The following is a 15,882-nucleotide window of genomic DNA, read 5'->3' on the forward strand; positions in this document are numbered from 1 at the left end:
AGGAAACATTCCCTATGCGGATTCTGCATTCTTCAGGAGGGCACATGAGCAGTTCAGGTCCAAGCGACATGGAGGCAGCCAGGCTTTCCGTTCTGCACCATTACGGCATTCTGGACAGTGGATCCGAGCCGGCCTTCGACCGAATCACCGGCCTCGTCCGTCAAATCTTCGACATGCCGTTTTCGGGCATATCCCTGATCGAGGCGGACCGGCACTGGTTCAAGTCGCGCTCGGGATCGTGCGTGGAAGAACTGCCCCGCGAGATTTCCTTCTGCGCGCACGTCATTCGGCATTCCGAGCCGACTTGCGTTCAGGATACGCTGCTCGAGGAGACATTCAGGGACAATCCGTTCGTGACGGGGGAGCCGAACGTCCGTTCCTATCTCGGCGCGCCACTTGTGACGGCAGAAGGTTTTCCCATCGGGGCTCTCTGCGCAACCGATACGAAGCCGCGAGTTTTCGATGACGGACAGATCGCGATCATGAAGTCTCTCGCGGCATTGGTGATGGATCATTTCGACCTTCGCGAAATGGCCGGCTGCGACGGCTTGACCGGCCTTCTGACCCGCCGGGCTTGGCTGGACCTAGCCAACAAGGAGATCGTCAGGGCACACCGCGAAAATGGACCTGCGGCGGTCGTCATCTTCGATCTCGATCATTTCAAGAACATCAACGACCTGCACGGCCACGCCGCGGGAGACGCCGTCCTGACCGCGCTCGGCAAGATGGTGCGGCAGGAAGGGCGGGTCGAGCATCCTGTCGGCCGCATCGGCGGCGAGGAGTTTGCGATGGTCATCCCCGATGCCGGTGTCGATGAAGCGGCGGCAGCAGCAGAACGATTTCGTGTCAGCGCGGAATCGCTTGCGGTGGAGTTCGAGGGAAAAAGGCTGAAGCCGACCGTCAGCGTGGGTGTCGCCGCGTTTTCGGAACAGTTCGTCAATGCGGAGCAATGGCTCGCCGCGGCGGACGTGGCGCTTTATCGCGCGAAGGCGGAAGGTCGGAATTGCGTCCGCGTTCTCGATCGGGTCGTTCCGGAGCAGTATCCGACTTGTGGCGCAGGGTGGTCGGTAAGCACAATCGGCCGGTGAATGGGCTTTGCCTGATCCAAGTAGGATGCTGCTCGGAAGTGATGTTGTCTTGGCGGTCACCGATTCGCATCATCGTTGCCCGATGAGCCTTCACCGGACTCTGCGCGCAAGCCAAAGCATGCTGCGATCCGTATTCGTAGGCGAATCCGGTCGCCTTTGATCTCGCTGATTTGGTCGAGGCGGTCTCGCGCCTGAACGGAACAGTGGTTTGACCTTCTTACGATTGTCAGTCGGCAAACTTCGCACCAGACCCCGCGATGCCTAACTGACCCTTAGTTATTGAGCAGTGTTTGCCTTCGAAAGTTACGTCGATCACCAAAATAAGCCACGGCGCGCATGGCGGGCCATCCTTTTGCCGTTCTTCTTAAAATTCTGCGGGATCTTGACACCGGTTGCCGCCATAAAGGCATTCCCCTCGTCCTGTCCGCCAAGGGAACCGGATACAATGCACCACATGACATCTGGTTGAACCCAAATTCGGGCCCCAACGATCAGATGGTTGAACGGCAGCACGCGCACGCTTCAAGGTGCGAGACGGCAGCCTCGAACAGACCATATTCCAGCCCTGCCACTGTAATGCGGGAATGGAGCTATCCTCGTTCCCGTAGGTGTCTTCCGCCTCGAGACGTTCAAGCCGCCAGCATTTGACGCGCGACGATCATCCGCATGATTTCGTTGGTTCCTTCCAAGATCTGATGAACCCGCAGGTCCCGGACCAGTTTTTCGATCCCGTAATCGCCGAGATAGCCATAGCCGCCGTGAAGCTGCAGGCACTGGTCGACGACGCGGCTGCCAACTTCGGTGACCATCTTCTTGGCCATCGCGCAGAACTTCGTGGCATCCGGCGTGCCCTGATCCAGTTTCCATGCCGCCTGGCGCAGGAAGGTGCGGGCGGCCTGCAATTCGATCTCCATGTCGGCGAGCCGGAACTGCAACGCCTGGAACTCCGTCAGGCTCTGCCCGAAGGCCGTCCGCTCGCGCATATAGGCGACGGTCAGATCCAAGGCCTGCTGCGCGGCACCCAGAGAGCAGGCCGCGATGTTCAGCCGCCCGCCGTCGAGCCCCTGCATCGCGTAGCGAAAGCCGTGGCCTTCCTCGCCCAGAAGGTTCTCCGCCGGCACTGTACAATCATCGAACTGCACCTGCCGCGTGGGCTGTGAGCGCCAGCCCATCTTGTCCTCCAAGCCGCCGAAGCTGATCCCCTTGGTCCCGTCATCGACCATGACGGCGCTGATCCCCTTCGGTCCGGCCCCGCCGGTCCGCGCCATCACGATATAGCTGTCGGAATAGCCACCGCCCGAAATGAACGCCTTGGAACCGTTCAGCACATAGCCTTCGTTCGTCCGCTCCGCCCGGGTCCTGAGCGCCGCGGCATCGGAGCCGCTGGCGGGCTCCGTCAGGCAATAGCTCAGGAACGTCTCCATCGTGACGGCCTTCGGCAGGCGCGCGGCCTTCATCTCCTCGGAGCCGAACGCATCGATCATGCGCGCGCACATGTTGTGGATCGACAGGAAGGCCGCAACCGACGGGCATGCCATCGACAGCGCCTCGAAGACCAGGGTCGCATCGAGCCGGGTCAGGTTCGTGCCGCCCTGCTCCTCGGACACATACAGCGCGCCGAAGCCGAGCGCCGCAAGCTTGGGCCAGAGGTCCCGCGGGATCGTGCCCTCGGCTTCCCATGTGCGGGCATGCGGCGCGATTTCGTCTTGGCCCACGTCGCGGGCCATGTCGAACACCGCCCGGCTTTCCTCCGATAGTGCGAAATCCATGACCGGCCCTCCCGCGCCGTTATCTGAACACCTGTTCAGTTATCGAACCGCACCTGCAAAAAGCAAGGTCATAACCCCGCGCGAAATTCTTCGGCCAGATGTGTCACCACCCGCCGCAAGGCTTCGTCACGCTCCGCTCCGCCGGTCAGCGCGTCTTCCAAAACCGCCCGTTGCCGGTCGGCGCTCGTCCCTTCGGCCGCCAGCTTCCGGGCGCGTGCAATCTCGTCCGCGCAATCCAGCGCCTCCGCATCCTCCGCAATCAGCTCCAGCCACTCGTCAACCAGCTCCGTCAGCGGGACGAGCGAATGCCGTCCGAAATCGATCAGCCCGTCGCCGCGCACGCCGTAACGCTGTGCGCGCCAGCGGTTCTCGTCGACGAGGAACCGCTCATACACGCGCCACCGCTGGTTGCGCAGGCTCAGCCGCCAGAGCATGCGCGCCGTACATTGCGCCAGCGCCGCGAGCGTCAGCGCATCCTCCATGCGGGGCGTCACGTCGCAGATGCGCGACTCGATCGTCGGAAAGGAATGGGAAGGGCGCAGATCCCACCAGATCTTCGACGCATCCTCGATCAAACCCAGATCCGTCAGCAGGTCCACCGACCGCCGAAACTCTCCCCAATTCGCCAGCCGGGGCGGCAGGCCGGTCCGCGGCATGTTGTCGAAGACCGTGAGCCGGTAGGAGGCCAGCCCCGTATCCTCTCCCTGCCAGAAGGGCGAGGACGCGGACAGCGCCAGAAGGTGCGGCAGGAAATAGGCCAGCTGGTTGACCAGATCGATCCGCATGTCCTGATCGGGGATGCCGATATGAACATGCATGCCACAGGCCAGCATCCGCCGCGCCACCCCGCGAAGGTCGCGCGCAAGCTCCTGATACCGCTCCTTCTCGGTAAACTCCTGATCCTTCCAGTCGGAGAACGGATGACAGGCGGCCGCAATCGGCGCAAGGCCGTGATCCGCGGCATGCTCCGCGATGGTCCGGCGCAAGCGCGTTAGATCCTCCCGCGCCTCATGAACGCTGGCACAGACGCCGGTGCCGACCTCGATCTGGCATTGCAGGAACTCGGGGCTGACCTGATCGCCCAGAGCGTCCCGGCACGATGCCATCAGCGCTTCGGGCGCCTCGGCAAGATCGCCGGTGGCCGGGTCGACGAGAAGGTATTCCTCCTCGATCCCAATAGTGAAGGGGGGATCCTGCATTGCGCACCTCGTCTCGGGCCGACGCAGGCAAGCAGCCTGATCACCCTCTTGAAGCGAAAAACGCGCGCCGAAGGGCGCGCGTTCCAGAAAGGTACGGGACGCTGGCGCGTCCGTTCAGATCAGGCGAACCTGCGTGCCGATCGGCGTGATTGCATAAAGTTCCTGAATCTTCTCGTTGTAGAGACCGATGCAGCCCGACGAGGACCGCCGCCCGATCTTGCGCGTGTCGTGCGTGCCGTGGATCAAATAGGCGGGCCAGTCGAGATACATGGCGTTGGTGCCCAGCGGGTTCATCGGGTCGCCGCCGTCAATGCGGTCGGGCAGGGAGGGCGTCCGCTCCCGCATATCGGCCGTGGGCGTCCAACTGGGCTGTTCCTTCTTGCGCACGATCTCCGAATATCCGCGGCGCGTCAGCTCCTCGGACATGGGGACGGAGGTCGGATAAAGGCGATAATCGCTGCCATCGGCGTTCCAGTAATGCAGCGCGCGGGACCGGGTGTCGCAGATGATGGTGGCAAGGCCCAGCGTGTCGAAATGGTCGCGCCAATCAATCCGCTGGAAGCTCGACACGTTACGGCGCGTGTTCTCGCCCCCGGAGGAGCCGCCGAAATCCTCGGCCGTGTATTGCTGAACCTGCGCGCGCAGAATGGTCGGCGTCGCCAGCGCGGCGGTCGCGCCCAGCAGGATGTTGCGGCGGGTGGGACGGGTCATGGATATGCTCCTTCCGAACATGGCGTCACGGGGCGACCACAATTGCGGCCGCGTTTGGGACAATATGTAGCATCCGGTCGCTACCTGCCATTCACGATTTGATCATCTGCATTTCCGAACCGTAAGGATGCGACCGGAAACCCGCCCATCGGCCGCCCGGGCTCACGGCGGACGCCACGCGTTCTGGACCGGCAAAAGCCGCAGTACGGGGTCCGGGGCGGGTGGGCCCGCCCCGGATGGTCGGTCACTCCATGACCGGGATCGAGAACTCGCCGCCCTCCTTGATGCCCGAAGGCCAGCGGGCGGTGACGGTCTTGGTGCGCGTGTAGAACCGGAAGGCATCTGGCCCATGCTGGTTCAGGTCGCCGAACATCGACTTCTTCCAGCCGCCGAACGTGTGATAGGCCAGCGGCACGGGGATCGGCACGTTCACGCCGATCATGCCGACTTCGACGCGCTTGGCGAAGTCGCGGGCGGCGTCGCCGTCACGGGTGAAGATCGCGGTGCCGTTGCCGTATTCGTGGTCGGTCGCCAGCGCCAGCGCCTCCTCGTAGGATTGCGCGCGCACGGTGCAGAGGACGGGACCGAAGATTTCCTTGCGGTAGATGTCCATCTCCGGCGTCACCCGATCGAACAGGACGGGGCCAACAAAAAAACCGTCCTCGTAACCCTGAACTTTCATCGCGCTTCCGTCCACGACGGCCTCGGCGCCGGCATCCTTGCCCGACTGGATAAGGCCGAGGATGTTCTCCTTGGCCTGCGCGGTCACGACCGGCCCGAAATCGACGTCTTTGCCGGAGGTATACGGCCCGACCTTCAGCGCCTCGACCCGCGGGGCCAGCTTCGCGATCAGGCGGTCCGCCGTCTCGTCGCCCACGGGCACCGCGACCGAAATCGCCATGCACCGCTCGCCCGCCGCGCCATAACCCGCGCCGACCAGCGCATCCGCCGCCTGATCCATGTCCGCATCGGGCATGATGATCATGTGGTTCTTGGCTCCGCCGAAACACTGCGCCCGCTTTCCGTGCGCCGCCGCCCGCTCGTAGATATAGGCCGCGATGGGGGTGGAGCCGACGAAGCCGACCGACTGGATCACCGGATGCTCCAGAATCGCGTCCACCGCCTCCTTGTCGCCGTTGACGACCTGCAGGACGCCCTTGGGCAGCCCCGCCTCTTCCATGAGCTCCGCCAGCATCAGCGGCACCGAAGGGTCGCGCTCGGACGGCTTGAGGATGAAGGCGTTGCCGCAGGCGATCGCGGGCGCGAACATCCACATCGGGATCATCGCGGGAAAGTTGAACGGCGTGATGCCGGCGGTGACGCCCAGCGGCTGCCGCATGGAATACATGTCGATGCCGGGGCCCGCGCTTTCGGTGAACTCGCCCTTCAGGTGATGCGGCGCGCCGATGCAGAACTCGACCACCTCGAGACCGCGCTGCACGTCGCCGGCCGCGTCGGGCAGGGTCTTTCCGTGTTCGCGCGACAGCGCCTCAGCCAGCTTGTCCATGTCGCGGTTGAGAAGCTGGACGAACTTCATCAGGACCCGCGCCCGGCGCTGCGGGTTGGTCGCGGCCCAGGCCGGCTGCGCCTCGGCGGCGATCCGTACGGCGCGGTCAAGGTCGTCGCGGGAGGCGAGCGCGACCTGCGCCTGAACCTCTCCCGTTGCCGGGTTGAAGACATCGGCGGTGCGATCTCCGCCAGCGACGGACGCCCCGTCGATCCAATGTCCGATCTGCTGCATGTAAAGTCTCCCTTGCTTCGGCGCAAACCCTAGCCGCGCGGCGAACGGGCGAACAGGGGGGTCGGCGGCGGCGTGAGCGCTAGCGGTCAACTCAAGCTTCGCACTGCCCGACAGCCTCGGCGAAACAACGCTCCCGGTCTCGCCCCGATCAACGAGTCTCACCGTGCCAAACCGCCACCCGCACGACGCATCCCCGGCCCCTCATGCCGCTAACCGTCGCGTCAACCGAAGCCCCGCTTGACTTGACGCCGCGGCAGGGCGACGCTTCGGAAACCGAGCGAAAAACGGGGAGATAACCATGTTCGTCACCCAGATCCTGAATTCCAAGCAAACATCGGGCGTTCTGACCATCGACCCCGGCGCATCCATCGCCGATGCGGTGGCCGAACTGGCCGCTCGCCGGATCGGTGCGCTGGTCGTGTCATCCGACGGCAGTCATGCCGAAGGGATCCTGTCGGAGCGTGACATCGTGCGCGAGATCGGCCGCGACGGTCCCGCCATTCTGGAGCGTCGCGTGGCCGACCTGATGACGCGGGAGCTACAGACCTGCGCCCCGGGCGACCACGCGCAGGCGGTCCTCGCGGCCATGACCGAGGGCCGCTTTCGCCACATGCCGGTCGTTAAGGACGGCGCGCTGATCGGGCTCATCTCCCTCGGGGACGTGGTCAAGGCACGCCTGAGCGAGGTTTCGATGGAAAAGGACGCGCTGGAGGCCATGATCTCGGGCCATGGCTGACCCTCGCGCGGCGCGTGAGGCCCGGTGGCTCCGGCTCACGCGCCGGGATTTGCCCGCGGCGGCCGGGCCGGACTGGCCCGTCCGTCTCGACCATTGCTTTCAGCGTATTCTGCTCGACCACGCGACGAATGGCTGCTGGTACGACGCGATCCCGCGCCGGCCGGCCTATGCCCACGCGCCCGACGCTGTGCTCGACCGGGCCATCGCGCTGGGCGAGGACGTGCTGGCCGGGCATGCCGATCTCCACGCGCTCAACCGCCAGAGCCTCGTCTGGCGCGGGAAGGGGCAGGGCGCGGCTTGATCCCCCCGCCCGCGCATGTCACGCCTGTCGCATAACAATTCGGAGCCGTTATGCGCACTGCTCTTTATCCCGGCACCTTCGATCCGATCACGCTGGGCCATCTCGACATCATCAAGCGTGCCTGCGGGCTTGTCGACCGGCTGGTCATCGGCGTGGCGATCAATCGCGACAAGGGCCCGCTCTTTACGCTTGAGGAACGGGTGCGCATGGTCGAGGCGGAATGCGCCTACTGGTCCTCGCGCACGGGGACCGAGATCGTGGCCCATCCGTTTGAGAACCTGCTGATCGATTGCGCCCGCGATGTCGGCGCCCAACTCATCGTGCGTGGCCTCCGCGCCGTGGCGGATTTCGAGTACGAGTACCAGATGGTCGGCATGAACCGCATCCTCGACAACTCAATCGACACGGTCTTTCTCATGGCCGAGGCCCAGCATCAGGCCATTGCGTCGAAGCTGGTCAAGGAAATCGCGCGCCTCGGCGGCGACGTCTCGAAATTCGTGACGCCGCCTGTGAACGACGCGCTGCTTCAGAAATTCGGGTAGAGCAGGGGGCGCCCGCCTACTCCGCCCCGCGCGACAGCGCCGCAACCCCCGTGCGCGCCATTTCCACCAGACCGATCGGGCGCATCAACTCGGCGAAGGCGTCGATCTTGTTCACGTCGCCGGTGATCTCGAAGACGAAGCTGTCGAGAGTCGAATCGACCACGTTGGCGCGGAAAATCTCGGCCAGCCGAAGCGCCTCGATCCGTTTGTCGCCCTTGCCCGCCACCTTGAAGAGCGCCAGTTCCCGCTCCACCGCCGGACCCTCGACCGTCAGGTCGTGGACCTCGTGCACGGGGACGATCCGGCCAAGCTGCGCCTTGATCTGCTCCACGATCTGCGGCGTGCCGGTGGTGACGACCGTGATCCGCGAGGTGTGCCCCTCGTGATCGACTTCTGCCACGGTCAAGCTTTCGATGTTGTAGCCGCGCCCCGAGAACAATCCGATCACACGCGCCAGCACGCCGGCCTCGTTGTCGACGATGACGGCGAGCGTGTGCCGCTCCTCCACGTCCGAGAATTCCGGGCGCAGGTTATAGGCGGAATGGCTGGTCGAGCCTTTCTTGAGCTTCAGCGGCGGCATGATGTGTCCTCGGCAATTTTCCCCGTTCTGAACGCTTTTCCGCCGTCGTGAAAGGCCGGATCGGAACCGGCAACGGGGGGTGGCGCATTGAACCTGTGCGATCGGGGCGGGAAGGCCCGTCCCGACGACGAATTTTCAGTACGAGGAGTCTTTCTGATGAAAGTCACAAAGTTTTTCACTGCTTCCGCCCTGACGCTTGCCCTCGCGACGCCCGCCGCCGCGCAGCTGGTCCTGAAGGGCTATGACGTGGACGGTGACGGCCAGTTGACCGGCGCCGAAGCGCGCGATCTGTTCGACGCCGACGGCGTCGTCTCGCTCAGCACCTTCGACACGGATGGCGACGGCGTCCTGTCGAGCAGCGAGTTCGACGCGCTCTTCGGCCAAGCCGAGGCGTACTGGGTTGATACCGGCGTCGGCTTCAACACGTTCGACGCCAACGAAGACGACGTGATCGACCAGGAGGAATACTTCCAGGGCTTCGTGTCGGCCTACGATCTCGACCAATCCGGCGCGTTCGAGGCGGAAGAAATGCAGCAGATGGAAGAAGACTTCAACGCGATGGGCTTCTCCGACAGCTGATGTGACGGATCCGGGGCGCCCGTTTGGATGCCCCAATGAGAAGACCCCGGCGGACACTCCGCCGGGGTCTTTTTGCCTTCCATCAGCGGACAAATCCGCTCTGCCGCATCGACGGTGCGCGCGTCCTACACCAGAACGGAGCCCTTGGCGTCGATAACGCCCCGCGTCTCGCCATCCGGCAGCAGCATGTCGTTATGCGCCTTGCCCGACGGGATCATCGGCAGGCAATTCTCGTGCTTCTCGACAAGGCAGTCGAATACCACCGGCCCGTCATATGCGATCATCTCGCGGATCGCCTCGTCCAGATCGGCCGGATCGTCGCAGCGGATCCCCTTGGCCCCGAACGCCTCCGCCAGCTTAACGAAGTCGGGCAGGGCCTCGGACCAGCTCTGGGAATACCGCTCCCCGTGCAGAAGCTCCTGCCATTGCCGCACCATGCCGAGGCGCTCGTTGTTAAGGATGAACTGCTTGACCGGCAAACGGTACTGCGCCGCGGTCCCCATCTCCTGCATGTTCATCAGCCACGACGCCTCGCCCGCCACGTTGATGACGAGCGCGTCGGGATGGGCCACCTGGATCCCGATGGACGCCGGGAAGCCATAGCCCATCGTGCCGAGACCCCCGGACGTCATCCAGCGGTTCGGCGCCTCGAAGCCCAGATATTGCGCCGCCCACATCTGGTGCTGGCCCACCTCGGTGGCGATGTAGCGGTCGTGATCCTTCGTCAGCGCCTCAAGCCGCGAGATCGCGTGCTGCGGCTTGATGATCGGCCCCTCCTGGCGGAAGCGCAGGCAATCAACCGCGCGCCACTCGGTGATCTGCTTCCACCACTTTTCCAGAGCCGGGCGATTGACCTTCGCGCCGCGCGATTTCCACAGCGCCAGCGCATCCTCGAGGATATGCGCCACATCGCCCAGAAGCGGGATGTCGGCCTTGACCACCTTGTTGATCGACGAGGGGTCGATGTCGATATGGGCCTTCATGCTCTTGGGGCTGAAGGCGCCGAGAATGCCGGTGATCCGGTCGTCGAAACGCGCGCCGACATTGATCATCAGATCGCAGCCATGCATCGCCATGTTGGCCTCGTAGAGGCCATGCATGCCCAGCATCCCGAGCCACTTGTCCCCCGAGGCCGGATAGGCGCCCAGCCCCATCAGCGTCGACGTGATCGGAAAGCCCGTCGCCTCGACCAGCTCACGCAGCAGACGGCTCGCCTCGGGGCCCGAGTTGATGACGCCGCCACCGGTATAGAAACACGGTCGCTCGGCCTTCTCGATGGCGGCGACGAGACGCTCGACCTCTTCGGCATCGCCCTTGAGGCGCGGCTGGTAATGCGAGGTCTCGACCTGCTTCGGGCCGACATAGGTCGAGGCGGCGAATTGCACGTCCTTGGGGATATCCACGAGAACCGGACCCGGGCGGCCGGAGGTGGCGACATGGAATGCCTCGTGGATGACGCCGGACAGCCGCGCCGTATCCTTCACCAGCCAGTTATGCTTGGTGCAGGGGCGGGTGATGCCGACCGTATCGGCCTCCTGGAACGCGTCGGAGCCGATCATGAAGGTCGGCACCTGACCCGAAAGGACGACGATCGGGATGGAATCCATCAGCGCGTCGGTCAGACCCGTCACCGCATTGGTCGCCCCCGGCCCAGACGTCACCAGCGCGACGCCCGGCTTGCCTGTGGAGCGGGCATAGCCCTCGGCGGCATGCACGGCGGCCTGTTCGTGACGCACGAGGATGTGGCGGATGCCCTGCTGCTGAAAGATCTCGTCGTAGATCGGCAGGACGGCACCGCCCGGATAGCCGAAGATGACCTCCACCCCCTGATCGGCGAGGGCGCGCACGACCATCTGGGCGCCGGTCATCTGCTTGGGGGAAGCGTGCTTGTTCATCCTGAGGCCCTTTCCAAGAAAAACCCCCGGAGGGGCGAACTCCGGGGGTGCATGTCTGCCGATCTGGCTGCCGCTATCCGCGACCCATGCACCCTGATCGAATGATTACGAGAAGCTTGATCATGCCGATCTCCTTGCGAGGCTATCCATACCGGCCGGAACCGTGGCGTCAACCGCCCCGGAGAATATTTCTCTCCGCGCAAGGGAACCTTTTCACATGTTGCGTCACCCCATCAGTCCCGGAAGCCACAGAACGATCCCCGGAAACAGGATCAGCACCGCCACCGTGACCACGTCGGCGACGAAGAACGGCGTCGCGCCGCGGAACACGTCCTGCACCGAGATGTCCATCTTGGCATCCTGCGCCACGCCGGCCACGACGAAGCAGTTCAGCCCGATCGGCGGCGTTATGAGACAAAGCTCCGCCATCTTGACCACGATGATCCCGAACCAGATCGCCGTCTCCTCATTCGTCATGCCAAGCGCGCCCACCTCCCCGCCGATGCCGCCATTGAGGGCCATGACCGCCGGGAAGGTGATCGGCAGGGTCAGGATCAGCATGCCGATCGCATCCATGAACATCCCCAGGATCACATAAGCTCCGAGGATCATCAGCAGCACCAGATACGGCCCCATCTCCAGCGAGGTGATGAACTCCGCGAACGCGTCCGGCAGCTTGGCGAAGCCGAGGAAGCGCACGTAGATCAGCACGCCCCAGATCATCGCGAAGATCATCACCGTCAGCTTCGCCGCCTCCATCAGCGCACCCTTCAGGTCGCGCCAACGCATCCCGTGGCGCAGCGCCATGATCAGCACCACGCCCGCACCCAGCGCGCCCGCCTCGGTCGGCGTGGCCCAGCCGAAGTAAATCGAGTAGACGATGATGAAGACGACCAGCAGGATCGGCATCGCGCCGGGCAGGCTCTCGAACCGCTGCCGCCACGTGAAGCCGCCGACCGCCGGCCCGAGACTGGGCCGAGCCCGCGCAAGCCCGATCACCAGCGCCCCGTAGATCAGCGCCGAGACCATGCCGGGCAGGAACCCCGCCAGAAGCAGCTTGCCCACCGATTGCTCCACGATGATCGCATAGATCACGAGAATGGCCGAAGGTGGGATCAGGGAGGCGAGCGTGCCGCCCGCGGCCACGACGCCCGCGGCGAAACGCTTGTCATACCCCTCGCGCAGCATCTCGGGGATGGCGATGCGGGCAAAAACGGCCGAGGTCGCCACCGACGCGCCCGACACGGCCGCGAACCCCGCCGTGGCAAAGACGGTCGCGACCCCAAGGCCCCCCGGCGTCCAGCCGATCCACCGTTTCGCCGCCTCGAACAGGTGGCGCGTCAGCCCCGCGTAGTAAGCGAGGTAGCCGATCAGGATGAAAGTCGGGATCAGGCTCAGGGAATATTGCGTGGCCTTGGAATGGGGCACCTGCCCGGCGAGCTTGGCCGCCGTGACGAGGCCCCGGTCGAACCCCTGCTTTTGCATGAAGAAGGCGCACAGGCCCACGAAGCCGATAAAGGCCGCGGCAAAGGCCACCCGCACGCCGATCAGCACCAGCAACAGCAAGAGCCCCGACAGCCACAGCGACAGTTCGAATATCGAGACGCCGTCGAGCAGCGCCCGCATGTCGATCAGATTGTCCAATTCAATCGCTCCCGTGGCGCGTCTGTCCGGCCAGCTCGGTTCCCGCGCCGATCGCGCCGACCGAAGCGGCTTCCTTCGAGGCCTGCTCGGCCGGATCCTCGGGCAGCGGCACCCCGACGATCGCATCCCCGCCCAGCCGCAGACCGCGGCCATACGCCCAAAGCTGCACCACCAGCCGCAGCCACAGGACCGCGAACGCCACCGGCACGGCCAGCTTCGACGGCCACAGCGGCAGCGAGATGTCGATGGAACTGTCCGTCGACCAGTTCGGCGCCCCGAAATCGAACGACCGCATGAAGTGGAACCACGTCCCGTAGATCAACGCCGTGACCACCAGCAGCATGAACAGAACCGAAAGGAACTCGAACAGCCACAGCACGCGGCCCTTCAGGTTGCCCACCAGCAGGTCCATCCGGATATGTCCGCCCTCGCGCTGCACGTAGGCGAGGCCGAGAAACGCGAAGACCGCCATGAACTGCTCGGTCCAGTCGATATAGCCCGGCACCGGCAGGTTCAGGAACTTGCGCATCAGCACGTTGGCGATGGCCAGAAGGACCAGCGCGAAGATCGTGATGCCCGAGGCGAGGTTCAGCGCGGCCTCCACCTTCAGAAGCGCGCGGTCGGTCCGCGACAGCGTTGTGCCGTCGGTCAGGACGCTGGATGGCGTGGTCATGTCTCTCCTTCGCCAGGGCGCGGATCTTCGCACCAGGCCGGATTGTCCGTTCGAATTCGGGATGTGGCGGCGCGCGGGACCTGGGGTCAGGCCCCGCGCGAACGGCTCACTCGCTCTTGGCTTCGGCCAGGGTCGATTCCACGAGATCGTAAAGCTCCTGCCCCGGCAGGCCGTTGGCGGAGGCTTCCGCGATCCAGGCGTCGTGGATCGGCTGGGCCTGCGACCTCAGCTCCGCGATCTCCTCGGGGGAGACGCGAACCTTCTCGACGCCCTTCTCCTCGAGCGTGGCGTCCCAGTCCCGCAACAGCTCGGCGTAGTTCTCGAGGTAATACTCGATCGAATCGTCGACCGCCGCCTCGAGGATCTCCCGGTTTTCGTCCGAGAGCGATTCATAGGCGTCGATATTGACCACGATGGGGCAATTCACCGTGCCGGGATTGAGGTTCTCGGTCCACCAATCCGCGATGTCGAGCGTGCCGAAGGACAGGTGCGCATGCTGGGCAAAGGCCACGGAATCGACCACGCCGGCTTCCATCGCGTTATAGGCCTCCGACGAGGTGACCGAGGTGGGCACCGCTCCCACCGCCGCGAACATCTCGCCCAAGCCGCCGGTGGCGCGCACGCGCATGCCGTCGAAGCTCTCGATCGTGTCGCGCGGTGCGCCGGTGCCGACCAGGTTGTACTGGGGCATCGGGCTGGTCATCAGCATCTTCGCGTTCCACTGCGCCATCTCATCGGCGACGGCGGGATGGTCGTAGACGGCGTGGCTGACGGCCACTTCCTGCTCCAGGTTCTCGACGCCGAGGAACGGCAGTTCCAGCACAGTGATCGCGCGGTTCTTGTCCTGATGGTAGCCGGCGCAGAACTGCGCCATCTCGAAGGCGCCGATGGAGATCCCGTCGAGGTTCTCGCGGTTGTTCGACAGGCCGCCATAGCTGATGTTCATGGTGAAATCGCCGTCCGAGCGCTCCTCGACCAGCTCGGCAAGCTTCTCGACATGCTCGGTGAAGGCGCGGCGCGTGCCCCAGACCGATACGTTCCATTCCACGGCCATCGCCTCGCTTGCGAATGCGACGGTAAATGCCGCGACCGAGGCCTGCGTCAGGTATTTCATGATCGTCTCCCTTGTGTTGCGCGATCTCCCCGCCGCGCCTGTGCCGGGACGCTAAGGCAGGGGTCCGGTCTGGGCAAGACTTGCCTGCCGCCCGGCGCCGTGCCAACCCGATGCCCATGGACACGCTGGCAAACCGAATCCGACGAGGCGATACGCTGCGCGGGCTGTGGCAGGTGCTGCCGGGGCCGGAGGCGGCCGAAATCGCCGCCGCGGCCGGCTTCGACTGGCTCCTGCTCGACGGAGAGCACGGGCCGTGGGATCCCTCCGACCTGCGCCGCCGCCTGATCGCGGCGCCGGACGCACTGATCCGGGTCCCCGCCAACGAGGCGTGGATGATCAAGCAGGCGCTCGATCTCGGGGCGGGGGGCCTCCTCGTGCCGATGGTCGACGACGCCGAGGCCGCGCGCGCCGCGATCGCCGCCGCCCGCTACGCCCCGGCCGGACGGCGCGGCGTCGGCGCGATGGTGGCGCGGGCCTCCATCTACGGGCTCGATGCGGGATATGCGGCGCGGGCGGACGACCTGACGGTCTGGGTGCAGGCCGAAAGCCGGTCCGCCATCGAAAACCTCGACGCGATCTGCGCCGTGCCGGGGATCGACTGTGTGTTCCTCGGCCCCGCCGATCTTGCCGCCGACATGGGCACGACGCCCGCCGACCCGGCCTTCCACGCCGTGCTGGAGGATGCCATCGCGCGCATCGCCGCCGCCGGGATCGCGCCGGGCATCTTCGCCGCCGATCCGGAGCGGTGGGTCGCCGCGGGGGCGCGGGTCGTGTCGATGGGCGCGGATGGGATGGTGCTGGCCGCCGGGCTGCGGGGGCTTGCGCGGGGCGGGGCATGATCCTCGTCGATGCCGATGCCTGCCCGGTGAAGTCCGAGATCACCGAGGTCGCCCTGCGCCGCAAGATGCGCGCAATCTTCGTGGCCGGCTCGCATCTGCGGCTGACGGATCATCCGCTGATCGCGCTCTATGTCGCGGGTGAGGGGTTCGATGCGGCCGACGACGCCATCGCCGAGGTCGTGCGCCCCGGCACCGTCACAGTGACCGCCGACATCCTGCTGGCGCAGCGCGTCCTGGCCAAGGGCGGCGCCGCGCTCGACCCGCGCGGGCGCGAATTCACCGAATCGAGCATCGGCGACACCGTGGCGACGCGGGACCTGATGGCGGAGTTGCGCCCCGGGATCGAGGGCATGACCGGCGGGCAGGGGGGCGGGCCAAAGCCCTATGCCGCCGCCGACCGCGCCGCCTTCAAGAACGGGCTCGACCGGATCCTGACGCGCTTCGCCCGCAATCGCTGACCCGCCGAGGGAC

At 65.3% G+C, this 15,882-nt stretch carries 17 protein-coding genes; 7 read left to right on the plus strand and 10 right to left on the minus strand.

From position 1 onward, the window contains the following. Nucleotides 1-68: 68 nt before the first annotated feature. Nucleotides 69-1,088, plus strand: a complete 1,020-nt coding sequence (locus tag JSE7799_RS17815) for a sensor domain-containing diguanylate cyclase (protein WP_055664811.1) — start codon at nucleotides 69-71, stop codon at nucleotides 1,086-1,088. Nucleotides 1,089-1,400: 312 nt separating this feature from the next. On the opposite strand, the gene JSE7799_RS21460 is transcribed toward JSE7799_RS17815, so the two are convergent. From JSE7799_RS21460 to JSE7799_RS17835, 5 genes are all read right to left on the minus strand, one after another. Beyond that, nucleotides 1,401-1,601, minus strand: coding sequence for a hypothetical protein (locus JSE7799_RS21460; protein ID WP_222101812.1), 201 nt, complete (start codon nucleotides 1,599-1,601; stop codon nucleotides 1,401-1,403). A 116-nt stretch (nucleotides 1,602-1,717) separates the two neighbouring features. Beyond that, entirely contained in the window at nucleotides 1,718-2,857 is a 1,140-nt protein-coding gene (locus JSE7799_RS17820; protein ID WP_055664812.1) for an acyl-CoA dehydrogenase family protein, read from the minus strand. Between the two features lie 68 nt (nucleotides 2,858-2,925). Then, nucleotides 2,926-4,056 (minus strand): carboxylate-amine ligase, encoded by a 1,131-nt coding sequence (locus JSE7799_RS17825; protein WP_055664813.1) that lies wholly within the window; start codon nucleotides 4,054-4,056, stop codon nucleotides 2,926-2,928. A 114-nt stretch (nucleotides 4,057-4,170) separates the two neighbouring features. Then, nucleotides 4,171-4,767, minus strand: a complete 597-nt coding sequence (locus tag JSE7799_RS17830; RefSeq protein WP_144431790.1) for a L,D-transpeptidase — start codon at nucleotides 4,765-4,767, stop codon at nucleotides 4,171-4,173. A gap of 244 nt (nucleotides 4,768-5,011) precedes the next feature. Beyond that, nucleotides 5,012-6,508 carry a CoA-acylating methylmalonate-semialdehyde dehydrogenase gene (locus tag JSE7799_RS17835; protein WP_055664815.1) on the minus strand — a complete coding sequence of 499 codons (1,497 nt, stop codon included), beginning with the start codon at nucleotides 6,506-6,508 and terminating at the stop codon, nucleotides 5,012-5,014. 298 nt (nucleotides 6,509-6,806) lie between these two features. Between JSE7799_RS17835 and JSE7799_RS17840 the strand changes: the two genes are divergently transcribed. Genes JSE7799_RS17840 through coaD form a run of 3 tightly spaced genes read left to right on the plus strand, consistent with a single transcriptional unit; the run spans nucleotide 6,807 to nucleotide 8,087 of the window. Further along, nucleotides 6,807-7,244: a CBS domain-containing protein gene (locus tag JSE7799_RS17840; RefSeq protein ID WP_055664816.1), complete on the plus strand. Its 438-nt coding sequence runs from the start codon at nucleotides 6,807-6,809 to the stop codon at nucleotides 7,242-7,244. Further along, nucleotides 7,237-7,545, plus strand: a complete 309-nt coding sequence (locus JSE7799_RS17845; protein ID WP_055664817.1) for a hypothetical protein — start codon at nucleotides 7,237-7,239, stop codon at nucleotides 7,543-7,545. Before JSE7799_RS17840 ends, JSE7799_RS17845 begins: the two co-directional genes overlap by 8 nt. Before the next feature lie 50 nt (nucleotides 7,546-7,595). Continuing rightward, nucleotides 7,596-8,087: a pantetheine-phosphate adenylyltransferase gene (coaD, locus tag JSE7799_RS17850; RefSeq protein WP_055664818.1), complete on the plus strand. Its 492-nt coding sequence runs from the start codon at nucleotides 7,596-7,598 to the stop codon at nucleotides 8,085-8,087. Between the two features lie 16 nt (nucleotides 8,088-8,103). On the opposite strand, the gene ilvN is transcribed toward coaD, so the two are convergent. Continuing rightward, nucleotides 8,104-8,667, minus strand: a complete 564-nt coding sequence (gene ilvN, locus JSE7799_RS17855) for an acetolactate synthase small subunit (protein ID WP_055664819.1) — start codon at nucleotides 8,665-8,667, stop codon at nucleotides 8,104-8,106. A gap of 156 nt (nucleotides 8,668-8,823) precedes the next feature. Here ilvN and JSE7799_RS17860 point away from each other — a divergent pair, with 156 nt between their 5' ends. After that, nucleotides 8,824-9,246, plus strand: a complete 423-nt coding sequence (locus JSE7799_RS17860; protein WP_055664820.1) for an EF-hand domain-containing protein — start codon at nucleotides 8,824-8,826, stop codon at nucleotides 9,244-9,246. 125 nt (nucleotides 9,247-9,371) lie between these two features. Here JSE7799_RS17860 and JSE7799_RS17865 read toward each other — a convergent pair whose 3' ends face one another. The 4 genes from JSE7799_RS17865 to JSE7799_RS17880 form a co-directional block, all read right to left on the minus strand. Further along, nucleotides 9,372-11,141, minus strand: coding sequence for an acetolactate synthase 3 large subunit (locus JSE7799_RS17865; protein WP_055664821.1), 1,770 nt, complete (start codon nucleotides 11,139-11,141; stop codon nucleotides 9,372-9,374). A gap of 225 nt (nucleotides 11,142-11,366) precedes the next feature. Next, on the minus strand, nucleotides 11,367-12,767 hold the full coding sequence (locus JSE7799_RS17870; RefSeq protein ID WP_055664840.1) for a TRAP transporter large permease: 1,401 nt from the start codon (nucleotides 12,765-12,767) through the stop codon (nucleotides 11,367-11,369). A gap of 19 nt (nucleotides 12,768-12,786) precedes the next feature. Further along, nucleotides 12,787-13,458, minus strand: a complete 672-nt coding sequence (locus JSE7799_RS17875) for a TRAP transporter small permease subunit (protein ID WP_055664822.1) — start codon at nucleotides 13,456-13,458, stop codon at nucleotides 12,787-12,789. A gap of 106 nt (nucleotides 13,459-13,564) precedes the next feature. Next, complete coding sequence (locus tag JSE7799_RS17880) at nucleotides 13,565-14,572, minus strand: C4-dicarboxylate TRAP transporter substrate-binding protein (RefSeq protein ID WP_370736668.1); 1,008 nt, start codon at nucleotides 14,570-14,572, stop codon at nucleotides 13,565-13,567. A 116-nt stretch (nucleotides 14,573-14,688) separates the two neighbouring features. Between JSE7799_RS17880 and JSE7799_RS17885 the strand changes: the two genes are divergently transcribed. Beyond that, complete coding sequence (locus JSE7799_RS17885; protein WP_222101813.1) at nucleotides 14,689-15,411, plus strand: HpcH/HpaI aldolase family protein; 723 nt, start codon at nucleotides 14,689-14,691, stop codon at nucleotides 15,409-15,411. Beyond that, complete coding sequence (locus JSE7799_RS17890; protein WP_055664825.1) at nucleotides 15,408-15,869, plus strand: YaiI/YqxD family protein; 462 nt, start codon at nucleotides 15,408-15,410, stop codon at nucleotides 15,867-15,869. The genes JSE7799_RS17885 and JSE7799_RS17890 overlap by 4 nt, the downstream gene beginning before the upstream one ends. Nucleotides 15,870-15,882: the final 13 nt, after the last annotated feature.

The sequence above is a fragment of the Jannaschia seosinensis genome (assembly GCF_001408515.1).
Taxonomy (GTDB): domain Bacteria; phylum Pseudomonadota; class Alphaproteobacteria; order Rhodobacterales; family Rhodobacteraceae; genus Jannaschia; species Jannaschia seosinensis.

Bases quoted from the DNA above. Each gene is read 5' to 3' on its own strand.
- JSE7799_RS17815 (WP_055664811.1), top strand. From the start codon at position 69: ATGGAGGCAGCCAGGCTTTCCGTTCTGCACCATTACGGCATTCTGGAC.
- JSE7799_RS17820 (WP_055664812.1), bottom strand. From the start codon at position 2,857: ATGGATTTCGCACTATCGGAGGAAAGCCGGGCGGTGTTCGACATGGCC.
- JSE7799_RS17825 (WP_055664813.1), bottom strand. From the start codon at position 4,056: ATGCAGGATCCCCCCTTCACTATTGGGATCGAGGAGGAATACCTTCTC.
- JSE7799_RS17830 (WP_144431790.1), bottom strand. From the start codon at position 4,767: ATGACCCGTCCCACCCGCCGCAACATCCTGCTGGGCGCGACCGCCGCG.
- JSE7799_RS17835 (WP_055664815.1), bottom strand. From the start codon at position 6,508: ATGCAGCAGATCGGACATTGGATCGACGGGGCGTCCGTCGCTGGCGGA.
- JSE7799_RS17840 (WP_055664816.1), top strand. From the start codon at position 6,807: ATGTTCGTCACCCAGATCCTGAATTCCAAGCAAACATCGGGCGTTCTG.
- JSE7799_RS17845 (WP_055664817.1), top strand. From the start codon at position 7,237: ATGGCTGACCCTCGCGCGGCGCGTGAGGCCCGGTGGCTCCGGCTCACG.
- coaD (WP_055664818.1), top strand. From the start codon at position 7,596: ATGCGCACTGCTCTTTATCCCGGCACCTTCGATCCGATCACGCTGGGC.
- ilvN (WP_055664819.1), bottom strand. From the start codon at position 8,667: ATGCCGCCGCTGAAGCTCAAGAAAGGCTCGACCAGCCATTCCGCCTAT.
- JSE7799_RS17860 (WP_055664820.1), top strand. From the start codon at position 8,824: ATGAAAGTCACAAAGTTTTTCACTGCTTCCGCCCTGACGCTTGCCCTC.
- JSE7799_RS17865 (WP_055664821.1), bottom strand. From the start codon at position 11,141: ATGAACAAGCACGCTTCCCCCAAGCAGATGACCGGCGCCCAGATGGTC.
- JSE7799_RS17870 (WP_055664840.1), bottom strand. From the start codon at position 12,767: ATGCGGGCGCTGCTCGACGGCGTCTCGATATTCGAACTGTCGCTGTGG.
- JSE7799_RS17875 (WP_055664822.1), bottom strand. From the start codon at position 13,458: ATGACCACGCCATCCAGCGTCCTGACCGACGGCACAACGCTGTCGCGG.
- JSE7799_RS17880 (WP_370736668.1), bottom strand. From the start codon at position 14,572: ATGAAATACCTGACGCAGGCCTCGGTCGCGGCATTTACCGTCGCATTC.
- JSE7799_RS17885 (WP_222101813.1), top strand. From the start codon at position 14,689: ATGGACACGCTGGCAAACCGAATCCGACGAGGCGATACGCTGCGCGGG.
- JSE7799_RS17890 (WP_055664825.1), top strand. From the start codon at position 15,408: ATGATCCTCGTCGATGCCGATGCCTGCCCGGTGAAGTCCGAGATCACC.